This is a genomic window from Myxococcus sp. AB036A (assembly GCF_006547355.1).
Classification (GTDB): Bacteria; Myxococcota; Myxococcia; order Myxococcales; family Myxococcaceae; genus Myxococcus; species Myxococcus virescens.
This window is the reverse complement of sequence record NZ_VHLC01000077.1, coordinates 1-23455: the sequence shown is the minus strand read 5'-3', so window position 1 is coordinate 23455 and position 23455 is coordinate 1. Positions and strand designations below refer to the sequence as shown.

20 protein-coding genes are annotated in these 23455 nt (G+C 68.7%); 16 read left to right on the top strand and 4 right to left on the bottom strand.

Annotated elements, in window-relative coordinates:
• Positions 1-43 precede the first annotated feature (43 nt).
• The 4 genes from FL344_RS26870 to FL344_RS26855 all read left to right on the top strand — a co-directional run bounded on the left by FL344_RS26870 (position 44) and on the right by FL344_RS26855 (position 4175).
• Positions 44-820, top strand: coding sequence for a DUF3142 domain-containing protein (locus tag FL344_RS26870; protein WP_141620534.1), 777 nt, complete (start codon positions 44-46; stop codon positions 818-820).
• Positions 817-3051, top strand: coding sequence for a hypothetical protein (locus tag FL344_RS26865; protein ID WP_141620533.1), 2235 nt, complete (start codon positions 817-819; stop codon positions 3049-3051). Before FL344_RS26870 ends, FL344_RS26865 begins: the two co-directional genes overlap by 4 nt.
• A 135-nt stretch (positions 3052-3186) precedes the next feature.
• A complete protein-coding gene (locus FL344_RS26860) occupies positions 3187-3378 on the top strand; it encodes a hypothetical protein (protein WP_141620532.1) in 192 nt (63 codons plus the stop codon).
• Positions 3378-4175 carry a sterol desaturase family protein gene (locus FL344_RS26855; RefSeq protein ID WP_228565398.1) on the top strand — a complete coding sequence of 266 codons (798 nt, stop codon included), beginning with the start codon at positions 3378-3380 and terminating at the stop codon, positions 4173-4175. Before FL344_RS26860 ends, FL344_RS26855 begins: the two co-directional genes overlap by 1 nt.
• Before the next feature lie 33 nt (positions 4176-4208).
• Here FL344_RS26855 and FL344_RS26850 read toward each other — a convergent pair whose 3' ends face one another.
• The 3 genes from FL344_RS26850 to FL344_RS39370 form a co-directional block, all read right to left on the bottom strand.
• Complete coding sequence (locus FL344_RS26850) at positions 4209-5036, bottom strand: alpha/beta fold hydrolase (protein WP_141592397.1); 828 nt, start codon at positions 5034-5036, stop codon at positions 4209-4211.
• 117 nt (positions 5037-5153) lie between these two features.
• On the bottom strand, positions 5154-6395 hold the full coding sequence (locus FL344_RS26845; protein ID WP_141620530.1) for an AAA family ATPase: 1242 nt from the start codon (positions 6393-6395) through the stop codon (positions 5154-5156).
• 34 nt (positions 6396-6429) lie between these two features.
• Positions 6430-6879: a hypothetical protein gene (locus FL344_RS39370; protein ID WP_228565397.1), complete on the bottom strand. Its 450-nt coding sequence runs from the start codon at positions 6877-6879 to the stop codon at positions 6430-6432.
• 548 nt (positions 6880-7427) lie between these two features.
• Here FL344_RS39370 and FL344_RS26835 point away from each other — a divergent pair.
• The 7 genes from FL344_RS26835 to FL344_RS26805 all read left to right on the top strand — a co-directional run bounded on the left by FL344_RS26835 (position 7428) and on the right by FL344_RS26805 (position 17698).
• Positions 7428-8894, top strand: a complete 1467-nt coding sequence (locus tag FL344_RS26835; RefSeq protein ID WP_141620529.1) for a TolC family protein — start codon at positions 7428-7430, stop codon at positions 8892-8894.
• Positions 8882-10039 (top strand): efflux RND transporter periplasmic adaptor subunit, encoded by a 1158-nt coding sequence (locus tag FL344_RS26830; RefSeq protein ID WP_141620528.1) that lies wholly within the window; start codon positions 8882-8884, stop codon positions 10037-10039. Before FL344_RS26835 ends, FL344_RS26830 begins: the two co-directional genes overlap by 13 nt.
• A gap of 9 nt (positions 10040-10048) precedes the next feature.
• Positions 10049-13210 carry an efflux RND transporter permease subunit gene (locus tag FL344_RS26825; protein ID WP_141620527.1) on the top strand — a complete coding sequence of 1054 codons (3162 nt, stop codon included), beginning with the start codon at positions 10049-10051 and terminating at the stop codon, positions 13208-13210.
• Positions 13211-13279: 69 nt separating this feature from the next.
• Positions 13280-15142, top strand: coding sequence for a patatin-like phospholipase family protein (locus tag FL344_RS26820; RefSeq protein WP_228565396.1), 1863 nt, complete (start codon positions 13280-13282; stop codon positions 15140-15142).
• Positions 15139-16107 (top strand): 3-oxoacyl-ACP synthase III family protein, encoded by a 969-nt coding sequence (locus FL344_RS26815; RefSeq protein WP_141620525.1) that lies wholly within the window; start codon positions 15139-15141, stop codon positions 16105-16107. The genes FL344_RS26820 and FL344_RS26815 overlap by 4 nt, the downstream gene beginning before the upstream one ends.
• Positions 16104-16874 carry a lysophospholipid acyltransferase family protein gene (locus tag FL344_RS26810; protein WP_141620524.1) on the top strand — a complete coding sequence of 257 codons (771 nt, stop codon included), beginning with the start codon at positions 16104-16106 and terminating at the stop codon, positions 16872-16874. The genes FL344_RS26815 and FL344_RS26810 overlap by 4 nt, the downstream gene beginning before the upstream one ends.
• Positions 16871-17698, top strand: coding sequence for an SDR family NAD(P)-dependent oxidoreductase (locus FL344_RS26805; protein ID WP_141620523.1), 828 nt, complete (start codon positions 16871-16873; stop codon positions 17696-17698). Before FL344_RS26810 ends, FL344_RS26805 begins: the two co-directional genes overlap by 4 nt.
• A gap of 2 nt (positions 17699-17700) precedes the next feature.
• Here FL344_RS26805 and FL344_RS39365 read toward each other — a convergent pair whose 3' ends face one another.
• Positions 17701-18090 (bottom strand): hypothetical protein, encoded by a 390-nt coding sequence (locus tag FL344_RS39365; RefSeq protein ID WP_228565395.1) that lies wholly within the window; start codon positions 18088-18090, stop codon positions 17701-17703.
• A gap of 749 nt (positions 18091-18839) precedes the next feature.
• On the opposite strand from FL344_RS39365, the gene FL344_RS26795 reads away from it, so the two are divergent.
• The 5 genes from FL344_RS26795 to FL344_RS26780 are packed head-to-tail and all read left to right on the top strand — an operon-like array spanning position 18840 to position 22933.
• Entirely contained in the window at positions 18840-19460 is a 621-nt protein-coding gene (locus tag FL344_RS26795) for a hypothetical protein (protein WP_141620521.1), read from the top strand.
• 12 nt (positions 19461-19472) lie between these two features.
• The gene (locus tag FL344_RS38665) at positions 19473-20117 is read left to right on the top strand and encodes a hypothetical protein (protein WP_194863267.1); all 645 of its coding nucleotides are present in this window, start codon (positions 19473-19475) and stop codon (positions 20115-20117) included.
• An 11-nt stretch (positions 20118-20128) separates the two neighbouring features.
• On the top strand, positions 20129-21436 hold the full coding sequence (locus FL344_RS26790) for a TIGR02270 family protein (RefSeq protein ID WP_194863266.1): 1308 nt from the start codon (positions 20129-20131) through the stop codon (positions 21434-21436).
• Positions 21437-21451: 15 nt separating this feature from the next.
• Positions 21452-22477 carry a DUF2169 domain-containing protein gene (locus FL344_RS26785; RefSeq protein ID WP_141620519.1) on the top strand — a complete coding sequence of 342 codons (1026 nt, stop codon included), beginning with the start codon at positions 21452-21454 and terminating at the stop codon, positions 22475-22477.
• 54 nt (positions 22478-22531) lie between these two features.
• On the top strand, positions 22532-22933 hold the full coding sequence (locus tag FL344_RS26780) for a DUF4150 domain-containing protein (RefSeq protein ID WP_305021773.1): 402 nt from the start codon (positions 22532-22534) through the stop codon (positions 22931-22933).
• The last annotated feature ends 522 nt before the right edge of the window (positions 22934-23455 follow it).

Genomic DNA, 23455 nt, shown 5'->3' with positions numbered 1-23455 from the left:
CAAACAGTCCGGTCCACCGCGCGAGTGCGGCCCGACGACCACGATGCTTCCCCCATCCCCTTCGCCCCTCGTGGCACCCCGGACACGGCGCGGCCTGCTGGCCACCCTCGCCGTGCTCCTGTCGTGCAGCACGCCCACGCCGCCGCCGGAGCCTCCACGGGTGGTGCTCTGGGCCTGGGAGCGGCCGGAAGACCTCCGCTTCCTCGCGCGGACGGAGCGCCCGGTCAGCGTGGCCTTCCTGCGCGCCACGCTCGCGCTCACGGAGACGGAGGTGCGCGAACACCCGCGCCGGCAGCCGCTCCACGTTCCGCCCGGGACACCCTTGAGGGCCACGGTGCGGATGGAAGCCCATCCAGGCGCGTCGCTCGCGCGGTACCCGCCCGAGCGACTGCACGCGCTGGCGGACCGGCTCGCCACGCTGGCGCGCCTTCCGGAGCTGACGGCGCTCCAGATTGACTTCGATGCCCGCGCGTCCGAATACGACGCCTACGTCGCGCTGCTCCAGGTGCTCCGCCAGAAGCTGCCCCCATCGATGGCGCTGTCCATCACCGGCCTCGCCTCATGGTGCACGCCCGGAAGCTGGCTGACGCACGCGCCCGTGGACGAGGTGGTGCCCCAGCTCTTCCGCATGGGCCCGGAGGCTCCCACGTGGCGAGCCCGCTTCGCGCGCGGACTGCCCGCCCCTTGCCGGGGCAGCGTGGGGCTGGCGCTCGATGAGTGGCAGGCCGTGCCCCCTGGCGTCTCCACCCTCTATGTCTTCAACCCCCGCCCCTGGACGCCCGAGGCGTTCACGCGCGCGGTCGCGGAGCTCCATCCATGAAGAAGCTGCTCATCACCGTCACCGGCGGCCTCGCGTTCCTGCTCGCCCCCACCGAAGCGCGGGCGTGTGCCTACGACTCCGCCGGGCCCGTGTTCGTCACCAGCAGCCATCCCGACTGGCCGCTCTCCACCTTCGCGGCCGGGCGGCTGGGCGTGGTGCATGGCTCGATGCGCACCGCCTACCTCGCGTTCGCCTACCGGACGATGATGGGCATTCCCACCACGCCCGAGGAGCAGCAGCCCCTGGTGACGCGCTGGGAGCTCATGCACCAGGCGTTGCCGGAGCACCTCTCCCTGACACCAGGATTCCAGCGCTGGCTGGCGGTACGGAAGCAGGTGGCGCCTCAGCTCCCGGAAGCCTCGCCCGAGCATTCCCGGCAGGTGCAATACGCACAGGTCCCCCGCATCCAGGGTGACGCGTTCCAGCGCGCAGCGAACACCGCCACCGACCTGGCCCAGGCGTGGAAGAAGCACCCCGCGCTGGTGGAGGAGTGGGTGCGCAACCAGGACACCGTCTTCGGCCCGTGCGCCATCCTGCCGGAGCCCGACCCACGACTGGATGAAGGCGTGAGCGCGCAGCAGCAGGCCCGCCGGCGGGACGAGCGCGCCTACCAGGAGGCGGCCTCGCGCTTCTACTGCGACGACTATCCCGGCGCCCTGTCTTCGTTCCAGAAGCTCGCTGCGTCGCAGGAATCGCCCTACCGGGCGCTCGCCGCCTACCTCGTGGCGCGCACCCATGTCCGGCAGGCCCTGATGGAGAAGAAGGGGGAGTATCACTTCGAGTCGCGGGAAGACGCCGTCTTCCTCTCGCGGCTGAGCGAGGCGGACCGGGTGCTCGATGGCGTGCTCGCCTCCCCGGAGCTGCGGAGCGTCCATGCGCCCGCGCGCGGCTTGCGGAGCCTGGTGCGCTACCGGCTGCGGCCCAAGACCTGGCACTGTGAGCTGCTGTCGCACGTGCTCGAACCCGGGACGGGCACCGCCCTCGCCTCGGAGCTGGGCGACCTCGACCTGATGCTGCGGGAAGCGAGCACCTGCGAGGGCCTCCCCGCGCCCGCCGAGGCGCTCCAGGCGTGGCTCCACGCCATGAAGGACACGCCCTACAGCGCGGCGCCCGATGCGGAGCGCCGCGCGCAATACGACGGAGCCCTGGCCCGCTGGAAGAAGACGGCGCACTTGCCGTGGCTCGTCGCCTCGCTGAGCAAGGCGACGCCGGACGCTCCGGGCGTGCCGGAGCTGCTCGCCGCCTCCGCGAAGGTCGCGCCCTCGTCTCCCGCCGGCCTGACGGTGGCGTACCATGCCGCGCGGCTCTTGCATGGCCGAGGCGAGGTGGAGGCAGCGCGGGCGCGGCTCGCGACGGTGCCCGCCGAGCTGACCCGGGACCTTCCCTCCACGGACAACCTGCTGCGCGAGGAGCGGCTCGCGGTGGCCAGAGACCTGGACGAGGCCATGCGGGAAGCCGTCAACATCATCGCCGACTATGAAATGAGCAGCAGCTACTCCGAGCCCTACACCACGCCGCTGGCCGAACGGCCCCGTCTCTTCAGCCCGCGCGCCGTGGCCATGCTGGAGCCCCGGCTGACGGCGAAGCGCATGGGTGAGCTGGCGGCGGGGAACATCCTGCCTCCCGCCCTTCGACGGCAGCTCATGTGGACCGCCTTCGCGCGCGCCACCGTCGCGGGTGACGACGCGACGATTCAGGCTGTGGCGAAGCGCCTGGCGGAGACGGAGCCCAAGGCGAAGGCGGAGCTGCTGGCGCTCGCCGGCAAGCCCACGCCCGAGGAGCGTCAGTTCGAGGCCCAGCTGCTCCTCATGGGACTGCCCGCCGTCTCCGCGCGGCTCCACGCGGGCGAGGACCGGCTGGCGAACACCCATCCCAACCTCAGCCTCACCATGGACATGTCCTACCACCGCAACTGGTGGTGCGGCCCGAAGCCGGACGCGAGCGTGCCCTCCGTGCACTTCGAGGACACGTCCGACGCACCGGACGCGGCGCGGGAGTGGAAGGCCCTCCAGGACGCGGGCAACTCGGTGCCCTACTTCGCCCGCGTCGCCATCGCCTGGGCCCAGGCCCACCCGGATGACCCGCGCTCGCCCATCGCCCTGTTCCGCGCGGTCCGCGCCAGCAAGCGCGGCTGCGGACAGGCCACGCGCGAGGCACGGGAGGCGTTCCGCTATCTCCACAAGCACTACGGCAAGACGAGCTGGGCGAAGCGCACGCCCTACGTGTATTGACGTCCCGCCGACAGCACGCGCTGGGTGGCCTGCCGGATGCGGTCGGGATGTGTTCTCAGCCGCTGAGATGTCGTGCGTTTGCGTTCGAATGGCACGCATGGTGTAGCCTCCCGGACAACGGGAGTACGCGTGTCCATGCAATCAAAAGGCAGCAAGGTTCTTCGTACGGTGACGGTGGTCCTCGCGGTCGTCCTGCTGGTTTTCGTGGTGCTGACGGCGGCTGGAACCTTCTTCGGTGGGACCAAGATCCGCCCGCTGTTCGGCATGCCGGAGGGCGGCCTGCACGCCCGCGATGACGGTGACGCTGCGCCCCCGGCCACGCCGTGATGAGCCTGGAAGTCCTAGGCGGGGGGGCCGCGATTTCCTTCGGGGTGCTCGCGTGTGTCTTCTGGCCGTTGGAGAAGGCCTGGGCCGCGCGGCCGGGACAGCCGCTGCTGCGCCCTGCCTTCCGCACCGACCTCGCCTACTTCGTGGCGCAGTACCTGGTGCTCGCGCCGTTGGCGCTGCTGATGCTGAGCCACGTGCAGGCGCTCTTGCACCTGGACCTACTGTCGGGGCTCCAGGCCGCCGTGGCACGCCAGCCCTGGTGGCTTCAGGCACTCGAAGCGGTGGTGCTCTGCGACCTGCTCGTCTACGGCTTCCACCGACTGTCACACCAGGTGGACTTCCTCTGGCGCTTCCACGCCGTCCATCACTCCGCCGAGCACCTCGACTGGCTCGCCGCACACCGCGAGCACCCCGTGGACGGACTGCTCACGCAGTTGGTGGTGAACCTCCCCGCGATGATGATGGGCTTTCCGCTCGGGACGCTGACGATGCTCATCGCCTTCCGCGGGATGTGGGCCATCTTCATCCACTCCAACGTCCGGCTGCCGCTGGGCCCCCTGGGCTTCCTCTTCGGCGCGCCCGAACTACACCACTGGCACCACGCGCGCGAACGGCACACACGGCACAACTTCGGCAACCTCGCGCCGTGGACGGATTGGCTCTTCGGCACCTACCACCGGCCCACCGGGCCCGAGCAGTATCCGCTCGGGCTCGTGGAGCCGTTTCCCCGGCGCTTCTGGGCCCAGCTCCTCTCGCCCGTGATGCGAGCGACTGACAGCAGGAAGACGCCACGCTGAGCTGGGATTCGCGTTCCCGCTGGCAGCAATCCGTCACACCGCCCTGGAGGTCCGCGTCTCTGATTGCGCGTCCAGGAACGTTCCCAAGGTGGCATTGACGAGCGCGGGCTCCTCCACGGTGGAGGAGTGCCCTCCGCGCGGCAGGGTCACCAGGCGTGAGCCGGGGATGAGCCGGTGCAGTCGCTGCGCCTTGGCGGGGACGGTGGCTGTGTCCTCGGCGCCGACGACGACGAGCGTGGGCACGCGGATGTGTGGGATTTCGTGGGCCACGCCGCGCCGTTCGATGACGCCGTTGACGGCGCGCCAGATGTCGCGGCGGTTCTCCATGAGGCGCGTGCGCCAGCGGCTGCGCTCCTCGGCCCGGTTGGGGTCTGTCATGAAGCTGCGGCCGAACATGATGCGCATCACCGGGTCCGCCACCGGGCGCAGGCCCGCCAGGCGCGCGGTAAGGTTGAGCAGCGTGTAGCGAGGCACGTTGTGGAGGGGCTCCGGGTCGGCGGATGTCTCCATCAGCACCAGCGAGCGCAGCAGGTCCGGCCGCCGCGCGGCGATGCGCATGCCAACGAAGCCGCCCATGGACAGGCCCACGAAGTGACAGGGCCCCACGCCCAGCCGCTCGATGAGCGCCACCGCGTCCAGGTACACCGTCTCCATGTCGATGACGCGCGCCGGAGGCACGACGCTCTGGCCCTGGCCCCGGTGGTCATAGGCGATGCAGCGGTAACGTCCGCACAGCGCTTCCACCTGCGGATCGAAGAGGCGACAGCTCCACAGCAAGCCGTGGCTGAAGACGATGGGCACGCCCGTGCCACCCGAGTCCTCGTAGTACAGCTCCGTTCTGTTGACGGTCAGCATCGGCATGCGCGGCACCCTCCCCGGCTGGTGAGGATAGGCGAGCGGCACGCACGGACGGGTACACCTCTTCGCGGAGCCGTTGGCCGGCCGACGTCCCGCTGCCCTCGGGGCCCACGCGACTGGCTACCAGAGACCCTTGGCTTGAAGCAGCTCGCCCACGCGGCGGGGCTCGGCGCGCCAGGCGGTGAAGAAGTCCTCAGCGGCGTCAGGGGACAGGTTCTCCCAGACGAGGCGGCCGGTGTCCTCCTCGCGGCGGCAGCGCACGAAGGTGGAGCGCACCTGCTCGGGCGAGTCGAAGGTGAGGCAGTCGAGCAGCTCCGGGCTCTGGCTCGTCAGCAGGGCCTGCCGGGGTTCGAGTTGCTCGAGGATGGCGCGGACCTGCCGCGGGTGGAAGGCGTGCGCGACCTCATCCGCGATGACGACGGCGCGGGCGTGGGCCAGGTAGTGGAGGAAGGCCACCAGGCGCTTCTGTCCGTAGCCGAGCTGACGGGCGGAGAGGCGCTGGCCGGCGGCGGTGACGAAGCAGAGGTCCAGGTTTCCCAGGGACAGCGTTTCGTATTTGCCCTGGGGTTGGGTCTCCAGAGGGGACAGGAGCGCCTCCGCGGACGCGAAGCCGAGGAGCCGGGCGGCGTCACGGAGGAAGGGGACGTTCTCCGAGGACAACACGTAGCGGGCGGCGCCCCACTGCGTGGCGGCGACCTTGCGCAGGCCATCGAGCAGGTCCTCCGAGGCCACGCCCGTGCCCGTGGCGAGCACGCCCTCCGTTCGACGGGAGAGCCGCAGCTCGGCGCGCCAGAGCTGGTCGAAGTGGGCGAGCCCCTCGTCGAAGCGGCGGAGGTCGGCCTGCGCGGAGACCTCGCGCGCCATGGCGAGCATCGGCTCGACGGCGGCGGTGCCCTCGCCCGTCTTCTCCACCCAGGCGATGCCGCCCGACATCAAGACGAGCCAGAGCCGGCCACCGACTTCGGGGGCAATGCGCTCATGCACGACGTCGGCGGTGTCGTCCTCGCGGGAGACGCGGAGCTGCTGGCCCTCGCGGTGGATGACCAGCGGCCAGGCCATGTCGCGCGGGGCCACGGTGATGTCCATGGACAGGCCGCTCGTGCCTTCCGCGCCCGAGGGCACGTTGCGCACGCGCACGGTGATGCGGCCGGTGTCCGCGGCCAGTGCATATTCGAGGTCGAAGGCCTCATGCCGCAGCGGCGTGAAGTCCGAGCTGACCACGGCGGCGGCGAGGTCCAGCAGCGTGGACTTTCCGGTGCCGTTCTCTCCGAGCAGCACGTTGAGGGACGGGCTGAAGAGCAACCGCGTCCCGGGCTTCACGGAGCGAAACTGGTGGACCTGGAGCCACTGGAGCTTGAGCATCAACCGGAAGACTGGCTCCCTGGACGCTTCAGCGTCAACTCGCGCCGCACGGCGGCATGCCCCCCTGGGACTCCCAGATGGGCCGGCGCTTGTCCACCCACGCGAACACCTTGTTGGACCAGAAGCTGGCCATCGTCAGCGTCACGCAGTCTCCGGTATCGACATGGACGATGTCCCACTGGTCCGCGGCATTCCGGCTCCGGGTGTCGAAGCCCAGCCGATGCTGGCCGTCGAACGTGGCGAAATGCACGAAGCCACCCACCGGAACCCACTGCGCACAGGGCAGGACGCTCAGCGCGGGCTCCCGCACGACGAGTCCATCATGCGCGCGCAAGAAGAGCTCGACCTGGAATGGAAGCGGTCCGCCAAGCCGCTCCGAGAGCGCCTGGAGTGCCTCGGTTGAAGCGGCTGGGTGGAAGACCACCTCCAGCCCACGAGAGGCGCTCCGCTTGTCGAAGGCACGGCGAAACTCTTCCACTCTCATTCCGACTCCATGGCGGCGGTGGGAGGGCGCAAGGATGCGCCATCATCCATGAGGGTTCCGTGATGCAGCGACACGGAGCGCCCTGTCTAGCACCTTGGCATCTGCACCAGCCCCGGTGAGGACTGCATCTTCCCGCCCTGCGACTGGAGATGACGGCGGAGGGCGGGCCGGACACCGACCTGTACGACCACGCGGGCGAACGGCTGGCCTATCCTGGGCCTCTCGTTCGACATGATCGCCAACCTCGACTGCGAGTCCGTCAACGCGCGAGGCTTCGTGGGCGTGCTGACGGATGCACGCCCCCTCACGGGGATGCTGCGCTTCGACTACTACTGGGACGCGGAGCTCTGAGCTGTTGTCCAAGCTTGCGCAGTCGCATCGCCCCCGGAGGCTGTGCATGACAGCAGCCCTGCCCCACGGGCTGCCTGTCCTGCCCTTCTTCATGCACTGACACGCAGCCCCGTCCCTTTTTCTGTCCACCAGACGCAGGGCAGCCCCACCGGCCGTGGTGGCTGGGCAACGCGCTTCCTACCTGTGCGCGCGCTCCCATGAATGCCCTGCTGCTCGCAGCCCTGCTGTCGCACACCTCCAGCCTCCTGCTGGCCCAGGGGGGCCCCGGCACCGACGCGGGCGTGGAGCCACCCGCGGCCCGCGCTCCCGCCCTCTCCCCGGAGATACCCGAGCCGCCGAAGTTCCCGGTATCCGACCCGCTGCTGACGCCCATTCCCCCGGCCGACATGCAGGTGACGACCTGGGACGAGGCGATGCACCTGCTGCGTCAGCGCTCCACCCGCCTGTACACCGCACTGGCCCAGGTGGAATCCGCGGCGGGCGTGCAGCGAATCGCCCTGGCCGCGTTGCTGCCCACGCTCACCGGCACCGTCTCCGTCCAGTACAACGTGCTCAATCCCGACGCGACGCCGCTCCTGGGTGGTGGCGGCGGTGGCGGCGGAGTGGGAGGCGGTATTGGCGGCGACGTCGGAGGCGCCCAGTCCCCGGGCCTCACCCGCCCGCCTTTCCTGGGACTGCTGAACGCCACCCAGCCCCTGTTCAGCCTCTCGTCCATCATCGCGCTGGGCACCGCGCGCGAGGCCCGGCGCACCGCCAACCTGTCGCTGGCGGAGACGCGGCGCCAGCTCACCAGCGCGCTGGCCCAGTCATTGGTGCTCGTCGCCGCGCAGGAGCGGATGGCCGAGGTCAACCGCGTCAACCTCCGCACCGCGCTGGAGCGGCTGGCCCTCACGGAGCGTCGCTTCGAGCTGGGCGCGGGCACGCGGCTGGACGTGGTGCGCGTGCAGCAGGACACGGAGACAGCGCGCAACCTCGTCGTCCTGGGTGACGAGTCCCTGCGCAAGGCCCGCGAAACGCTGGGACTGGTGCTGGGCATTCCTCGAGGCGTGGGCCTGGCCCGGGGCGTCCAGTTGGAGACCCTGCTCCAGCACTCGCGGCGGGACTGCCAGCAACTGGAGTCGCTCGACCGGCGCGCGGACATCGCGGTGGCGCGCTCGCGGCGCACGCTGGCCGAGCGGCAGGTGTCAGAAGTGAAGGCGCGTTATGCCCCGACGCTCGCGCTGACCAGCACCACCCTGGCCCTCACCGTGGAAGAGGGCTTCGTGACGGTGCCGGTGTGGAACATCGGTGCCAGCCTGGTGCTGCCCTTCTGGGATGGCGGCGCGCGTGAGGGCCAACTGCGGCAGACGCGCGCGGGCGTGGAGGTGGCGAAGCAGGGACTGGTGGAGCTGGAGCGCACGGCCTCGGTGGAGGTGCTGCAGGCACGGCGCGCCGTACAGGTGGCGGAGGCGGCCACGCGCATCGCGAGCCGGGGACGCGCCCTGGCCGAGGAGAATGACCGGCTCACCCGGCGCAGCTTCGAGGTGGGAACGGGAACCAGCCTGGAGCTCATCCAGACAGCGTCGGACCTCCGCCAGGCGGAGCTGCTGCTGGTGGTGCGCGAGTTCGAGCTGGAGCAGGCACGGGTCGCGGCGTTTCTCACGGAGGCGGCATGCGATTGGTGAGGACGTGGAGCACGGGGCTCGCCGTTCTGCTCCTCGCGGGCTGCCGCTCGCAGAGCGACCCGGGGCCGCAGGGAGGCCAGGCGGCCACGAACCAGCCCATGCCGGTGGAGGTGGAGCGCCTGGCCCCCGCCGAGGTGCGCGAGTCCAACGAGTACCTGGGCGCGCTCATCTCCCGCAGCAGCATCACCGTCTATCCGCAGGTCGCTGGCTACGTGAAGTCGATTCCGCTCAAGCCGGGAGCACGCGTCGAACAGGGTGAAGTGCTGCTCGTGGTGGACCCCCGGCGAGAAAGCGCGGGCCTGCGCGCCACCCAGGCGCAGCAAGCCGCCGCCAAGGCGCAGCGCGAGTACGCCCAACAGACGCGCAAGCGCAGTGAGCAACTGCTGAAGGAGGGACTCCAGAGCCGCCAGGACTATGACCAGGCGGTGGCGCAGGCACTGCAAGCCGAAGCCAGCGCGCGTGCCATCGAAGCCCAGGTGCAGGCCCAGGAGGTCCAGCTCGGCTTCTACGAAGTGAGCGCGCCCTTCGCCGGCATCGTGGGTGACTACCCGGTGAACGTGGGCGACTTCGTGACGCAGCAGACGGCCCTCACCACACTGGACCAGAGCAACACGCTGGAGCTGTCCGTCCAGATTCCCGTCGAGCGGGCAGGCACCGTCCGGGTGGGCACCACGCCAGTGGAGGTGTTGGACCCGGAGGGCCGGCTCGTGGTGTCCGCGCCGGTGTTCTTCGTGGCGCCCACGCCCAACGCCACCACGCAACTGGTGGAGATTCGCGGCGTCTTCGAGAACACCGTGGGCCTGCGCGCGGGACAGTTCGTGCGCGCCCGGGTCGTCTATGCCACGCGAAAGGCCTTGCGCGTCCCCACCGCCGCCGTCACCCGCATCAGCAGCCAGTCCTTCGTCTTCGTGGTGCGGGACTCGGACGCGGGCACCGTGGCGCAGCGGGCGCCGGTGAGCCTGGGGCTCGTCTCTGGCAATGACTACGAGGTGACGGGCGGACTGGACGCCGGCACGCCCGTGGTGCTCAGCGGCATCCAGATGCTCCGCGATGGCCAGCCCATCCAACCCAAGGCTCCTTCGCGCAAGCCACCTCAGGGCGTGGGCGGCAGCGGGACCGACGGCGGCACCCCGCCGGAACAGTGAGGGGCCGCCATGTTCACCGACTTCTTCATCCGCCGTCCCGTCTTCGCCAGCGTGGTGTCCATCATCATCACCCTGGTGGGGGCCATCTCCATCCCCAACCTGCCCATCGAGCAGTACCCTGACTTGTCGTTGCCCGTGGTGCAGGTGACGGCGACGTACATCGGCGCCTCCGCGGAGACGGTGGAGAGCGCCGTCACCACCGTGCTGGAGCGGCAGCTCAACGGCGTGGAGGGCATGCGTTACATCTCCTCCACCAGCAGCAACACGGGCGTGAGCACCATCACCGTCACCTTCGACCCGGGACGGGATTTGGACATCGCCGCGGTGGACGTCCAGAACCGCGTGGCCACCGCGTCCGCGCAGCTTCCGGCCGCCGTCAACGCGCTGGGCGTCACCATCACCAAGGCCCAGACGCAGTTGCTCATGGCCTTCGGCCTGTTCGACGAGGAGAACCGTTACGAGACGGGCTTCCTCAGCAACTACGCGGACGTCTTCATCCGGGACGCGCTGCTGCGCGTGACGGGCGTGGGCGACGTGCGGATTTTCGGCGAGCGGCGCTTCGCCATGCGGCTGTGGCTGGACCCCTCGGAGCTGGCGCGGCGTGGGCTCGCCGCCACGGACGTGGTGAACGCCCTGCGCGCGCAGAACGTCCAAATCGGCGCGGGACAGGTGGGACAGCCGCCCGCGCCGCCGGGACAGACGTACCAGTTCACGGTGCGCGTGCTGGGGCAGCTCACGTCCGCGGAGGAGTTCGGCAACATCGTGGTGCAGCAGGGGCCGGACGGCTCGCTGGTGCGGCTGAAGGACGTGGGCCGCGCGGAGCTGGGCGCGGAGAACTACGGACAGCTCTTGCGCTTCAACGGCCGCGAGGCCGTGGGCCTGGGCATCTTCCAGCTCCCCGGCTCCAACGCGCTGGAGGTGCGCGACGGCGTCATCGCCGAGTTGGAGCGGCTGAAGGGCAACTTCCCGCCGGGCATGCGCTACCAGCGCGCCTTCGACACCACGGCGGCGGTGCAGGCCTCCATCGAGGAGGTGCTGGTGACGCTGGGCGAGGCCATCTTCCTGGTGGTGCTGGTCATCTTCATCTTCCTGCACGGCTGGCGCAGCGTGCTGGTGGTGGCCACCACGCTGCCTGTGTCGCTGGTGGGCACCTTCCTCTTCGTCAACGCGTTCGGCTTCTCCATCAACACGCTGACGCTCTTTGGCCTCACGCTGGCCACGGGCCTGGTGGTGGATGACGCCATCATCGTCATCGAGAACGTCGAGCGCACCATGGAGCAGGACAACGTGGGCCCTCGCGAGGCCACCCACCGAAGCATGAAGCAGGTGGCCGGCGCGCTGGTGGCCATTGCCCTGGTGCTGTCCGCGGTGTTCGTGCCGGTGTCCTTCTTCCCCGGCACCACCGGCATCATCTACCGGCAGTTCGCCCTCACCCTGGCCTTCTCCATCAGCCTGTCCGCGCTGGTGGCGCTCACCCTGTCTCCCGCGCTGTGCGCCATCCTGCTGCGGCCTCACGAAGGCCAGAAGTGGAAGGTCTTCCGCATGTTCGACCGGGGGCTCGACGCGTTCCGCGACGCCTACGGCCGGATGTTGGCGAAGCTCATCGGACCGCTGCGCTGGCCGGTGGTCATCGCCTTCGTGCTGTGCCTGGCCGGCACCATCCTGGTGTACCGACTCACGCCCACGGGCTTCATCCCGGGCGAGGACCAGGGCTACCTCATCATCGCCGTGCAGGGGCCGGAGGGCACGTCGCTGGACTACACGCGCAATGTGCTGCTCCAGGCGGAGGACGTGATGCGCCAGCAGCCGGAGGTCGCGGACATCTTCACCGTGGGCGGCTTCTCGCTGCTGGGCACGGGCGTCAACTACGGCACCCTCTTCGTCAACCTGCACCTGTGGGACGAGCGCAAGCGGCCGGAGCAGAGCGTGGCGGGACTGGTGGAGCGCCTGCGACGCCCGCTGATGGCCATTGGCGGCGCGCGCGTGTTGCCCTTCGAGCCCCCCGCCATCCGCGGCGTGGGCAGCGTGGGCGGCTTCGAGTTCGTGCTGGAGGACCAGCAAGGCGGCCGAACGCTCGCTCAGCTCGCGCAGACGACGGACATGCTGGTGGGCGCGGCCAGCCAGGCCCCGGGCCTGCGCGGCGTCTTCTCTTCCTACACCGCCAACACGCCACTCCTGGACGTGCAGGTGGACCGGGAGAAGGCCCTGGCGATGGGCGTCCCGCTGGATGGCGTCTTCTCCACGCTGCAAGTCTACCTGGGCAGCCAGTACGTGAATGACTTCACCTTCGCCAGCCGCGTGTACCGCGTGTACGTGCAGGCCGCCGTCCCGTTCCGCAACGAGCCGCGCGACATCGACGCGCTCTACGTCCGCTCCGCGAAGGGAGAGATGGTGCCGCTGGAGTCGCTGGTGCAGGTGCGCCCCATCACCAGCGCGCAGAACATCCAGCACTACAACCTGTACCGCTCGGCGACCATCAACGGGCAGGCCGCGCCGGGCTCCAGCTCCGGGCAGGCCCTGGACACGATGGAAGCGGTGGCGCGCAAGACGTTGCCCGTGGGCTACACCTTCGAATGGACGGGCCTGTCCCAGGAGCAGAAGGAGGCGGGCCGCAGCGTGCTGGTCATCTTCGGGCTGGGCGTCGTCTTCGTCTTCCTGGTGCTGTCCGCGCAGTACGAGAGCTTCGCCCTGCCCCTCATCATCCTCCTGGGCGTCCCCGTGGCCATGCTGGGCGCGCTGGGGCTGCAGAACTTGCGCGGCCTCCAGAACGACGTGTTCTGCCAGGTCGGACTCGTCATGCTGGTGGGTCTGGCCAGCAAGAACGCCATCCTCATCGTCGAGTTCGCCGAGCAGCTCCGCCACGAAGGCCGGAGCGTCGTGGACGCCGCCATTCACTCCGCCCAGACGCGCCTGCGGCCCATCCTGATGACGTCCTTCGCGTTCCTCATGGGCGTGGTGCCGCTGATGCTGGCCTCGGGGGCGGGGGCCTCCGCGCGCAAGTCCCTGGGCACCACCGTGTTCGGCGGCATGTTGCTGTCCACCTTCGTGAACCTCATCTTCATCCCCGTGCTGTACGTGGTGATGGAGGCCGCCAGGCTCCGCGTCCGCCGGCAGGGTGATGTCAACACGCCGCCACCCACCATGCGCCCACCGGAGCCCCACGCACCCTGAGTGCTGACCTGGGGCCTGGGGGCCCCCCGGATGCCCCGCCGGAGGGGCTTCGTTATCCTGCGGGGTGCCATGTCTCACTTCCCGTCACGCGATGACCGGCGGCGCCAGCGGCTCTATGCGCTCAAACGTGCGCCCGGGCTCCGGCACCATGGCAACACCGCGCTGCTCCAACTGCTGGGCAAGGGCCAGGACGTGTCCTGGGCTCGCGGCGAGGTGCTGTGCCGGGAAGGCGAGCCTCCTGAGGGCTTCGCCCTCCTCCTGGAGGGCGAGTTGGAGGTCCTGCGCGGTGACGCACTCCTGATGACGCTCCAGCCCGGCACGCCCCTGGGACTGGAGGCGCTGTCGAGCGGCAGCAACGCCTTCACCATCCGCGCGACGACGGACTCCGAGGGCCTCTTCTTTCCGAAGGACGCTGTCGCGAGCCTGCTGCACGCGCCCACCGGCGTGCAGGAGCGGCCCCGTCCGCCAGCGGAGGTCATCGCCTTCGAGAGCGACGTGCGCGGCGCGCCCCTGTCCTCCCTCATCGAGCTGGTGGCGAAGGTCATCCACCGTGACTTCGGCGACCGCGTGCTGCTGCTCCGGAGCGCACCGGGCGGGCATGACGCGCCCGTCACGAAGGGGGCGGATGGCGTCCTGCGCGCCACGCTGCCTCCAGCTCAAGCTGGCGGCCCCGGCCTGCTGACCCCATCGGTGCTTCAACGGCTCACGGCCGAGCACGACCTCCATTACGTCCTGCTCGACGGCTGCGGCGTGGCGGACGTTGGGATGCCGGGGAAGACGGCGCGGCTGGTGACGACCTTGGACGCGCGGAAGGCGTCGGCCCCTCGCGTGCTTCCCACCGTGGTGGTAGAGCCTCGCCGCGCGTCACGCGCGTCGGAGCTGAGTGGCCAATCCCTGCATCCTCAGTGGCTGCCGCCCTGCCCCTTGCGGCTGAGCCTGGACAGGATGGCGCGGGTGCTCGTGGATGACCGTCCGCTGGACGCCACGGTGCTGAGCCCCGCCGAGCGGGACGCGCTCTCCCGCTGGGCCCGAGCCCTCACCCACCGGCGCGTGGGCCTGGCGCTCAGTGGCGGTGGCGTGTGGGGCTTCTACCATGTCCACATCCTGCGCTGGCTGGTGAGCCAGGGCGTGCCCATCGACATCGTCAGCGGCGCCAGCATGGGCTCACTGGTGGGCGCGTACTTCTGCGGCAGCGCGCTGGATGGGCACGACGGACTGGAAGGACTGCGACGGCTGGAGGAGCGGGCCATGAGCTGGCAGCTCTCCCTGGCCGCCACGGCCGCCATCGTGACCACGTATTCGCTGGAGCGCTTCGTGGAGCAGGACCTGGGCCAGCTCTGCCTGGAGGAGCTGGCCATCCGCTTCCTGCCTGTCACGACGGACCTGACCAGCGGAGACTGCGTGGCGCTGGAGCAAGGGCCGGTGGCGCTGGGGGTGCGCGCCAGCGGCTCGGCGCCGGGTATCTGGGGCCCCACGGTGGTGCCTCCCGCACGGTACGTGGACGGCGCCTTCACCAGCATGGTGCCCGCGCACGTGCTGTTGAACGCGGGCGCGGACGTCATCTTCTCCAGCAACATCTTCCCCTTCGGCGTCCGGCACGCGTCCCCGCGGCGGCAGTCCGGCCTGGGGCGCTTCCTGGCGGGGCTCAATCCAGTGGCTCGTGCGCTGGACCTGGCGGCCAGCGGCGTGCTGCTATTGCACCGCAGTGGGGACGTGGAGAGCCTGCTCGCGGACGTCCGCTACGACATCCAATCCGCGGAGGCACCGCTGCTGACCGCCATGGAGTTCACCAAGGCCCGGGACATCCTCGGACGGGCGGCGGCGGATGCGTCGCTCGCGAAGCGGCTGGAGGAGATGAAGCAGCACTGGCTCCAGGTCAAAGCCCGGGGTTCCCGTGCCCACGCGCATCCAGGAGGACAGCAAGCCGCATGATTCCCGTTCGCATCCTGGGCACAGCCAGTGTCCTTCCCGGCCCCGCCGTGACGACCGCGGAGCTGTGCGCGCGCGTGGGACGTGACGCCGCGGAGGTGACACGGAAGACAGGCATCCTCACCCGCCACTTCGCGCCACCGGGGACGAAGGCCGCGGACGTGGCGGCGCAGGCGCTGCGGGGCGCGCTGGACGCAGCGGGACTGGAGGCCCGGGCCCTGCGCCGAATCCTCTGCGTCAGCTCCATGGGCGGCGACGTCACCACGCCCGCCACCGCCAACCGCGTGGCAGCGGCGCTGGGCCTGTCGGGAAGCTGCGACGCGATGGACCTGAGCAACGCCTGCATGGGCTTCCTGAGCGCCTTCGACCTGGCGGCGCGCTCGGTGGCCACGGGGCTGGGGCCGGTGGGCATCGTGTCCGTGGAGCTGCTGTCGCGCACCACCACGCCCGAGGAGCCCCGGCCCTACCTGGTGCTGGGCGACGCCGCCGCCGCCGCCGTGCTGGGCGCGGGCCGTTCGGGAGAAGGTGTCCTGGGCGTGGCCCTGGGCAATGACGGCACGCTGCCCACGGACGTGGTGCTGGAGAACCCGACGGCCACCGGCAAGCTGGAGCGGATGCGCTTCCTGACGCCCAGCCAGGAGATGACCCGCGTCGCGCTGGACGCGCTGGTGCGGGCGGCGCGCGCGGCGTTGGACGAGGCGGGCGTGGCCCTCCGCGACGTCGAGTGGGTGCTCACGCACCAGCCGAACGGCAGCATGCTGGAGGCCATCCTCCAGGCGCTGGAGGTGTCACCGGAACGGAGCGTGCGCGTAGTGGACACGGTGGGCAGCGTGGGCTCGGCCTCGCTGGGTACCAGTCTGGACCGGCTGCTGCGCACGCGTCCGGTGAAGCCAGGGCACCGCATCCTCCTGGTGGGCGTGGGCGCGGGCGTCGCCCACGGCGCGGTGCTGTACCAGGTGGGCGGATGACACAGGCAGGCGGCTGGCCCCTGAGGGCCTGGCTGACGGCGTTCCGGCTGCTGCGCCGGTATCACCGCTACGAGGTGGTGAACCTGGAACCGCTGCTCCGTCCCGGCGCGAAGCTCATCGTCGGTTACCACGGGCGCCCCCTGGCCTTTGACTTGTGCATGCTGACGGTGACGCTCCACGAACGCCTGGGCTATCTGCCGCACGGCGTGGCGCACGGCGCGTTCGATTCGATTCCGGGCATGCGCACGGTGGCGGACGGGCTGGGCTTCGTCACGGGGGATGACCCGCGGCTGGCGGAAGCGGTGGCGCGCGGCGAGCATGTGTTGTTGCAGCCAGGAGGCACGCGCGAGGGCTGCCGTGACTTCCGCCACCGCTACCGCGTCGACTGGGGCGAGCGCATGGGCTACCTGCGCCTGGCGGTGCGCTACCGGCTGCCGATTGTCCCCGTGGGCGGCAGCGGCATGGACGACGCGTACGTGGGACTCAACGACGGGTACGCGCTGGGCCGGCGGGTGGGCATGCCCGCGCGGCTGCCGCTGTGGCTGGGCGTGGGTGCCACGGGCCTGTGGCCCTTGTCGCTTCCCTTCCCCGTGAAGATGACGCAGTGGGTGGGCGAGCCGCTGACGCGCCACCTGGAGCCAGGCTTCGACGCGGGCAACCGGGACGCGATGCGAGCGGTGCATCAGGAAGTGGCGGACGCGGTGCAGCGGCTGCTCGACAGGGCTCGCGACGTGGACAAGGGCAGCACACGGAAGGCAGTGCAATGAAGGAAGGTGAGGGTTCCGAGGCGCGACAGTGGGCGCTCATCCTGGGAGCTTCGTCTGGCACGGGCGCGGCCATCGCGGAGGCGGTGACTCGGAAGCCCGGGTTGGATGTCTTCGGTGTCCACCGGGGCCGGTACCCGGATGGCGCCGTGCAGTTGGAGCAGCGGATTCGGGACGCCGGTGGACGCGGTGTGCTGTGGCAGGCGGATGCGTCTTCACCGGAGGCCGCGGAGGCGGGCGTGGCGGCGCTGCGGGAGGTCGCCGGGACTCGGAGCGTGAAGCTCTTCGTGCATTCGATTGCGGGGGCCTCGGTGGGACGATTCCTGTCCGAGGGCGAGGACCGGCTGCACGCGCGGCGCATCCGCCGGACCTTCGACACGATGGCGCACTCGTTCGTCTTCTGGGTGCAGGCCCTGGTGAATGAAGACATGTTGGCGCCAGAGGCCCGGCTTCTCGGTCTGCAGAACCCGCTGGATGAAACGCACCTGGGGAACACAGGGCTCATCAGCGCGTCGAAGGCGGCGCTGGAGATGTACGTGCGCTACCTGGCCATGGAGCTGGGCCCGCGAGGACACCGCGTCAACCTGCTGAAGTTCGGCACGGTGATGACGCCCGCGCTGAAGCACGTGTACTCGCCCGGGGCCCTGGCCCGCCTGGAGGCGGCCCACGCGAAGATGAATCCCGCGGGACGCATGGGCACCGTGGAGGACGTGGCCCGCTTCGTCACGGTGCTCGCCGGTGAGGAGGCAGGCTGGTTCAACGGAGCCACCATCGACTTCACCGGTGGAATGACGCTGCGGCTGTTGGACCTGGTGCTGAATCAGTGAGGTCAGCCATGTCCCATGGAGTCGCGGAGCAGCACCGCCGCTCGCTCCGCCCTGTCCGAAGAGCTCCAGACCAGAATCGGGCCCTCGCGATACTGCTTGTGCAGGCCACGCGCCGCGAGGCCCACCATGAGAGGGCCCTGTGCGGCGCCGACGTCGCCCATGTTCTCCGCGGGATGCACCATCCGAACCTCCTCCGCGAAGTATTGCCGGGTTCGCAGGGACGCAATCCCCCACTCCATGGCGAAGTACCGCTCGCCCGTGAATCCCGCGTACACACACCGCACAGGTGGCGCGTCACGAGGCAGACCATCGAAGAGCGTGCGGAACGCCTGGGTGAGCCCTTCGCCTCGGTGTGGCTCCCGACTGGAGAGGTGCCCAGGCTCATGCCCCATGCCCATGCTGGCAACGCACGCCAATGCCGGAGCGCTGCGCCGAGCGGCATGCCGCCGAACCGCAAGGGTCACGAATGCAGCTGCTTCTCCCGGATGAAGCGCATCTGAGGGCCCATGGCGCCGAGGCAAGCGCCGCTCGTCCTCCAGCCGCAGGAGCGTGACTGGGTCGGTCAAGCAATCGACCCCTCCCACCACCAACTCCGCGCAGTCGCCGGAGGACAACATCTGCGCGCCGTGCCGCATCGCAAGGAGTCCAGCGGCACGGCCTCCCGCGAAACACTGGCTCTTGCTCAAGTCCAGAGGGACCTCGGATGCCTGCGCAAGCGCCGAGAAGAATGATGCCCTGAAGCGCGGATCAGCATCATCGGGCAGCCCCAACAGCAGCGTCACGGGACGGCCACACCCTCCGGCGGCTTCCCTCAATGCAGGGACAGACAAGCGCAGGAGCCTGAGGAGTCGTCCGGGCAACCCCGTGCCGTCGGGGGCGGGCGGCAGCGCCTCCTCCGGCACGGCGGCCCCGCGATAGGGTCTGAAGTGCGTGTCTCGAATTGGAAGGTCCCGAATCCGGGAGATGCCTGCACGCACCGCGGCAGCGGTCGCACCAGCAGACGCGCCTATGGGCGTCATCATTCCCAACCGCACAACTTCAATGACTATCCCCATGGCCCGAACCACATTAGCATGCCATTCCCACCATCCCCGAGCGCACAGACAAACACCCCACACACGCCTCAAGAAGGCAACCAGCCATGACCGAAGGAAACGAGCAGTTCATTTCGGCGGACGCGCGTCAGCTTGCGGAATACAAAGAGCCCATAGGTGGCGGAAAACGCGACCGAAAGGCCTGCCGTGACGGCCTGCACGACTGGGAATGCAATACGACGGGCTGTGCGGATTGCTGGGTGCCTCCTTGCGAGCCCAATCGCAAGAAGGAGCAAGACGCTTACGATTTCCAACACCAGACAACCAGCTGCTCTCCAGAGGAACGCAAGCGCGCGTACCAGGAGGGTATTCAGCAACGACTCGACCGGGGCGAGGATCCCGTCGGGCTGCAATTCGAACGTGATGTACTCAACAGCCTCGATGCCAACGACGTGCTGTTCTACAGCTACAGCGCACATTGCAAGAAGTGCCACGTCCAGGCGGAGCTCGACTTCGTCACCCGGACTCACATCCTGGAGTGCAAGAACTCCCCCAGTGGCTTCAAGCTGGACCAGATGAATGACCGCATCCTCCAGATTGCCGCCAAGTGCTTTCCCGGAAAGACCGTTGTCTGTGCCACCCGAGCTTCAAACCTGGAGAAATTGAACAACAAGATGAAGCAGTGGCGGAAGCAAACGAACTACGACTTCGGCAGACTTGGTGTCTGACCTGGATGCCCCATGAAACGCCCAGAAATGGTGGCCACCTTCGGGCCCGTCGACCTTGGCATCGAAGCGCTCGCTCATCGATGGCTCGACATCCTGCTCCAACAGGAAGGCTGCACCCTGACGGCATATTTCGCGCGCCTGGAGCGCGATGAGGACGCTGGAGAGTACGACTTCGTCGACGAAACCCTGGACCTCTCAGGACGGGAAGATCTCGAAAGGAGAATCTCCAGACATGACGGTGGACTCTGGTCCTGCCGCGTTCCCCTGGGGTTCGCCAACGCGGATGTTTACTCCGCCATCTTCAGCCCTCCTGAACAGCCTCGACAGACGACGCTCCACCTGCAAATCGAGTCGAGCATCACCCGCTTCACCGAGGAACAACCAGAGACCCGAGAGCCATTCACCGCGTTTCTCGTGAGAGTGGCGCACCAAATCGGCGCACCATGGTTCATTGCAGGGCTACACCTCCCCATGCGCCCGGTGACACGAGAGACCTTCCTCCAAGGAGGAGGGCCGCACACGCAGCCCTATGTCGTGGGCTGGAAGCCAGACCTCCTGGACGCCCGCCCACTCCTGCAACAATGGGGAGTTCGCCCAGAGGAGGTCCAACACTCTGTTCTGGGCTACTCCGTCGTGACCCGCTTTCCTTCTCGATAGGAGCAACGCCCATGACCCACGTCATGATGGACGTCATCGAGGAACATCTCGGCGAGGCGGGCTGGCTGTGGGGCATGAGGGAACAGGCCGTCGTGGCTCCAGACCATGACCTGTCGGACACCTCGGAACTCGAGGAACGGCTCCTGGCCCATGTGGACGGACTCGTCGAAGGAGGCCCCTGCATCGCCGACGGGACGCTACGCCCCGCCCTGGGGGAAGAAGACCTGGAGTTGGTGTGCGTCGCGGCCCTCGCGCTGCTCCAGACCGATATCGCTCCCGAAAACGTGCGTTCGCTTCTATGCGAAGTGGGCCCGGCACAGCGCCCCTCGGTGCTGCGAGCGCTGGAGTTGTCGACTCGCACCGGGCTGGACGACATCCTCCTTCCCCTGCTTCACCACGGAGCGGCAGACATCCAGCCCCTGGTGCTGGAAGCCTTGGTCTTCCGAGAGGAAGCCCCCTTCGAGGACCTGACTCGATACCTCACACACGAGAGCGCTCAGCTGCGGCGAATCGCGCTGCGTGGGCTTTCTCACCCCACCTCCCCCACGAAGCACCACATGGGGCGCCAGATGCTCACGGCGGCCTTGCCTGCAGACCCGCATGAAGCAGACATCGATGTGGGTCTGACGATCGGCGACCGTCGTGCGTGGGCGACCTGCCAGAAGCGTCTACACGACAAGCTGGCGCCGCCCGGACGCGAAACGATGGTCCTTGCCGCGATAGGGGGAGGCGATGTGGAGACAGCGGCCATCGTGGACCTCCTTCATCCCCCGAAGACGCGCGCGGGCGCCCTCTGGGCCCTGGGCTTCAGTGGCAGGCCCTTGGCCGCGGATGCCTGCCTCCCTTGGCTGGGCGACAGCGCGGTGGCGAAGCTTGCGGGTGAGGCCTTCAGCAACATCACGGGCTTGAAGTTGGAGGGCCCCTACGTACTCCCTTCCACACAGCCTCGGCAGGAGCCCCTGCCACTGGAAGAGGAGGACCTGGATGCGGATATCGCGCCCAGGCCCGAAGACGACCTCCCCTTGCCTCATCCAGAGGCCATCGCATCCTGGTGGCACTCGGAGCGCCATCGGTTCGCGGATGGGGCTCGTTACCTTCTGGGCCACCCATTCCAGGGAGAGGTGCTTTGGACTGCACTGGCGAGAGGGCCCATGCGCCGACGACACGAGTGGGCGCGAGAACTCGTCATCCGAAGCGGTGGAACCCTGAACATACCGACTCGCGCACTGGCTCACCGGCAGCGAGCCGCACTACAGCAGACCCGAAGCCGAGTGGCGAACCTCCCAACCGGCCCCTTCTCCCGGCTCAACTTCGATTGAAAGCAAGGAGGAGCCTTGTTCGAAACGTGCAACGAGACGCCCTTCGCCTCCGCCATGTTCCTCTTCCCGGACGAGCAAGGCATCGAGACCGTCTATGCCGTATTGAAGGCCACCTTCGAAATTCACTCCCACGCGCTCTCCGTGGCCGAACTGCAGCGTCCCGTCACCTTGATGGACGAATACTGGACCGAGCCTGGAACGTCGAGCCTGCGGTATCCCGGCGAAGCACATGTGTCGAAACCAGGCACTGACGTGCTGCTCGTCGGGGATGCCCATGCCCCCCGAGGACGCCCGACTGGCGCCTGCCTTGTCCGAATGAAGGTCGGTCCCATTCACAAAGACATCCACGTTTTCGGCAACCGGACGTGGAGAGGGGGTCTTTTGTCGCCGGGCCCCACACCTCCCGAACCCTTCACCCTCATGCCGTTGACCTGGGAAAGAGCATTCGGAGGAACGCATGACCTGGGAAATGGTCGAATCCTGGCCGAGCCGCGCAATCCCGTGGGCCAGAGCTTTCGAGGCAAGCGCAGCGGCCGGGAAATGCTCGGACGAGCGCTGCCCAATATCGAAGACCCACGAGCGCCAATCGGGTCCATCTCCGACACTCCAGCTCCCATGGGCGTTGCGCCCATCGCTCCCGCCTGGGAGCCGCGTAGGAACCGTGCTGGCACCTACGACGAGGCCTGGCAGACGCAGAGGGCCCCTCACCTTCCACAGGACTTCAACCCTGAGTTTCTTTGCACGGCCCCTTCGGGCCAATGGGTCCAACCCGGACTGCAGGGAGGTGAGCCCGTGGAGCTTCACAATCTATCCCCCCGGGGCCCGCAGCGCTTCGCACTGCCAACGTGCGAGGTCGAGGTCGAAGTACGCATTGATGGACATCCCAGGCGGCCACGCATGCACCTGGAAACAGTCCTCTTGTCCCCCGGGGAGCAGATGCTCTGTCTCACCTGGCGTGGCGCAGTGAACTGCGACAAGCAAGCATTGAGGGTGGAGCGTATCCGCTTCTCTCTCCAGTCGATGACGAACGTCCAGGGATGAACCCGGCGGGGCTACACACCTTGCGACAGGAAAGAGGCTCCGTCAGAGTCACGGATGAAGGAGCCGCTGAACATGGGAACAATCCCTTTTGCCAATGGACGAGGCATTGCCACCGAAGATAGCGGGGGGCAGAGCATCGTCTTCCCCGATGTCTGCAAGACGCCCAGTCCTGGTGGGCCTGTCCCCATCCCCTATCCCAACATCGGCAAGTCCTCGGACGCCTCGAAAGGTCCCAAGAAGGTCACGGTGAATGGGAAGATGCCCATGGTGAAAGGGGCGCAGTACAAGCAAACCGCTGGAGATGAAGCCGGGACAGCGGGCGGTGGAGTCATGAGCGGCTCCACCCGAGGTGTCGCTGAATTCATGCTCTATTCATTCGACGTGAAGTTCGAGGGCAGGAACGTGTGCCGCCTGGGCGACCCCCTCTTCCACAACAAGAAGAACACCATGGGCTGAAGCGGACGCGCGTCGCCTGTCAGACCTGCGCTTCCGCCTCCGGCATCCGGAACGACAGACAGTAAAAAAACGGGGCCACCTGCTCCTCGGTGACGTCGAACGCGCCGGGAGGCAGCAGCTCCCGGGGGCAGTGTGGATCCCACGAGTAGAACGTCATCGCGCGGAACGCGGCGCGCTGGAACAGCGAGGGCCGGAAGGCCGGGTCCATCTGCTCGTCCACGACCACCAGCGGCGTGCCCGGCTTCGCCACGCGCGCCATCTCCGCCAGGGCCCGCTCGGGTGCCCGGTAGCCGCCAATGCCTCCCACGTGAAACACCCGGTCGAACGACGCATCCGGGAACGGCAGCGCGTGCGCATCCGCCATCATCAGTCGCACGCCCGCATGACCTCCGGACCGCAACCGCCGCTTGCAGTGCTTGAGCATGCCCTCGCTCAGGTCCACGCCCCACACGTCCACTTCGAGCCCCGGCGGCAGGCCGTCACGCCTGGCTCTTATACACATCTGACGCTGCCGACGAAGCC

Coding starts and splice junctions, on each gene's coding strand:
- FL344_RS26845 (WP_141620530.1), bottom strand. CDS start 6,395: ATGCTCAAGCTCCAGTGGCTCCAGGTCCACCAGTTTCGCTCCGTGAAG.
- FL344_RS26850 (WP_141592397.1), bottom strand. CDS start 5,036: ATGCCGATGCTGACCGTCAACAGAACGGAGCTGTACTACGAGGACTCG.
- FL344_RS26870 (WP_141620534.1), top strand. CDS start 44: ATGCTTCCCCCATCCCCTTCGCCCCTCGTGGCACCCCGGACACGGCGC.
- FL344_RS26795 (WP_141620521.1), top strand. CDS start 18,840: ATGACCGAAGGAAACGAGCAGTTCATTTCGGCGGACGCGCGTCAGCTT.
- FL344_RS26865 (WP_141620533.1), top strand. CDS start 817: ATGAAGAAGCTGCTCATCACCGTCACCGGCGGCCTCGCGTTCCTGCTC.
- FL344_RS26830 (WP_141620528.1), top strand. CDS start 8,882: ATGCGATTGGTGAGGACGTGGAGCACGGGGCTCGCCGTTCTGCTCCTC.
- FL344_RS26790 (WP_194863266.1), top strand. CDS start 20,129: ATGACCCACGTCATGATGGACGTCATCGAGGAACATCTCGGCGAGGCG.
- FL344_RS26820 (WP_228565396.1), top strand. CDS start 13,280: ATGTCTCACTTCCCGTCACGCGATGACCGGCGGCGCCAGCGGCTCTAT.
- FL344_RS26855 (WP_228565398.1), top strand. CDS start 3,378: ATGAGCCTGGAAGTCCTAGGCGGGGGGGCCGCGATTTCCTTCGGGGTG.
- FL344_RS39365 (WP_228565395.1), bottom strand. CDS start 18,090: ATGGGGCATGAGCCTGGGCACCTCTCCAGTCGGGAGCCACACCGAGGC.
- FL344_RS26835 (WP_141620529.1), top strand. CDS start 7,428: ATGAATGCCCTGCTGCTCGCAGCCCTGCTGTCGCACACCTCCAGCCTC.
- FL344_RS26815 (WP_141620525.1), top strand. CDS start 15,139: ATGATTCCCGTTCGCATCCTGGGCACAGCCAGTGTCCTTCCCGGCCCC.
- FL344_RS39370 (WP_228565397.1), bottom strand. CDS start 6,879: ATGAGAGTGGAAGAGTTTCGCCGTGCCTTCGACAAGCGGAGCGCCTCT.
- FL344_RS26805 (WP_141620523.1), top strand. CDS start 16,871: ATGAAGGAAGGTGAGGGTTCCGAGGCGCGACAGTGGGCGCTCATCCTG.
- FL344_RS26825 (WP_141620527.1), top strand. CDS start 10,049: ATGTTCACCGACTTCTTCATCCGCCGTCCCGTCTTCGCCAGCGTGGTG.
- FL344_RS26810 (WP_141620524.1), top strand. CDS start 16,104: ATGACACAGGCAGGCGGCTGGCCCCTGAGGGCCTGGCTGACGGCGTTC.
- FL344_RS38665 (WP_194863267.1), top strand. CDS start 19,473: ATGAAACGCCCAGAAATGGTGGCCACCTTCGGGCCCGTCGACCTTGGC.
- FL344_RS26860 (WP_141620532.1), top strand. CDS start 3,187: ATGCAATCAAAAGGCAGCAAGGTTCTTCGTACGGTGACGGTGGTCCTC.
- FL344_RS26780 (WP_305021773.1), top strand. CDS start 22,532: ATGAAGGAGCCGCTGAACATGGGAACAATCCCTTTTGCCAATGGACGA.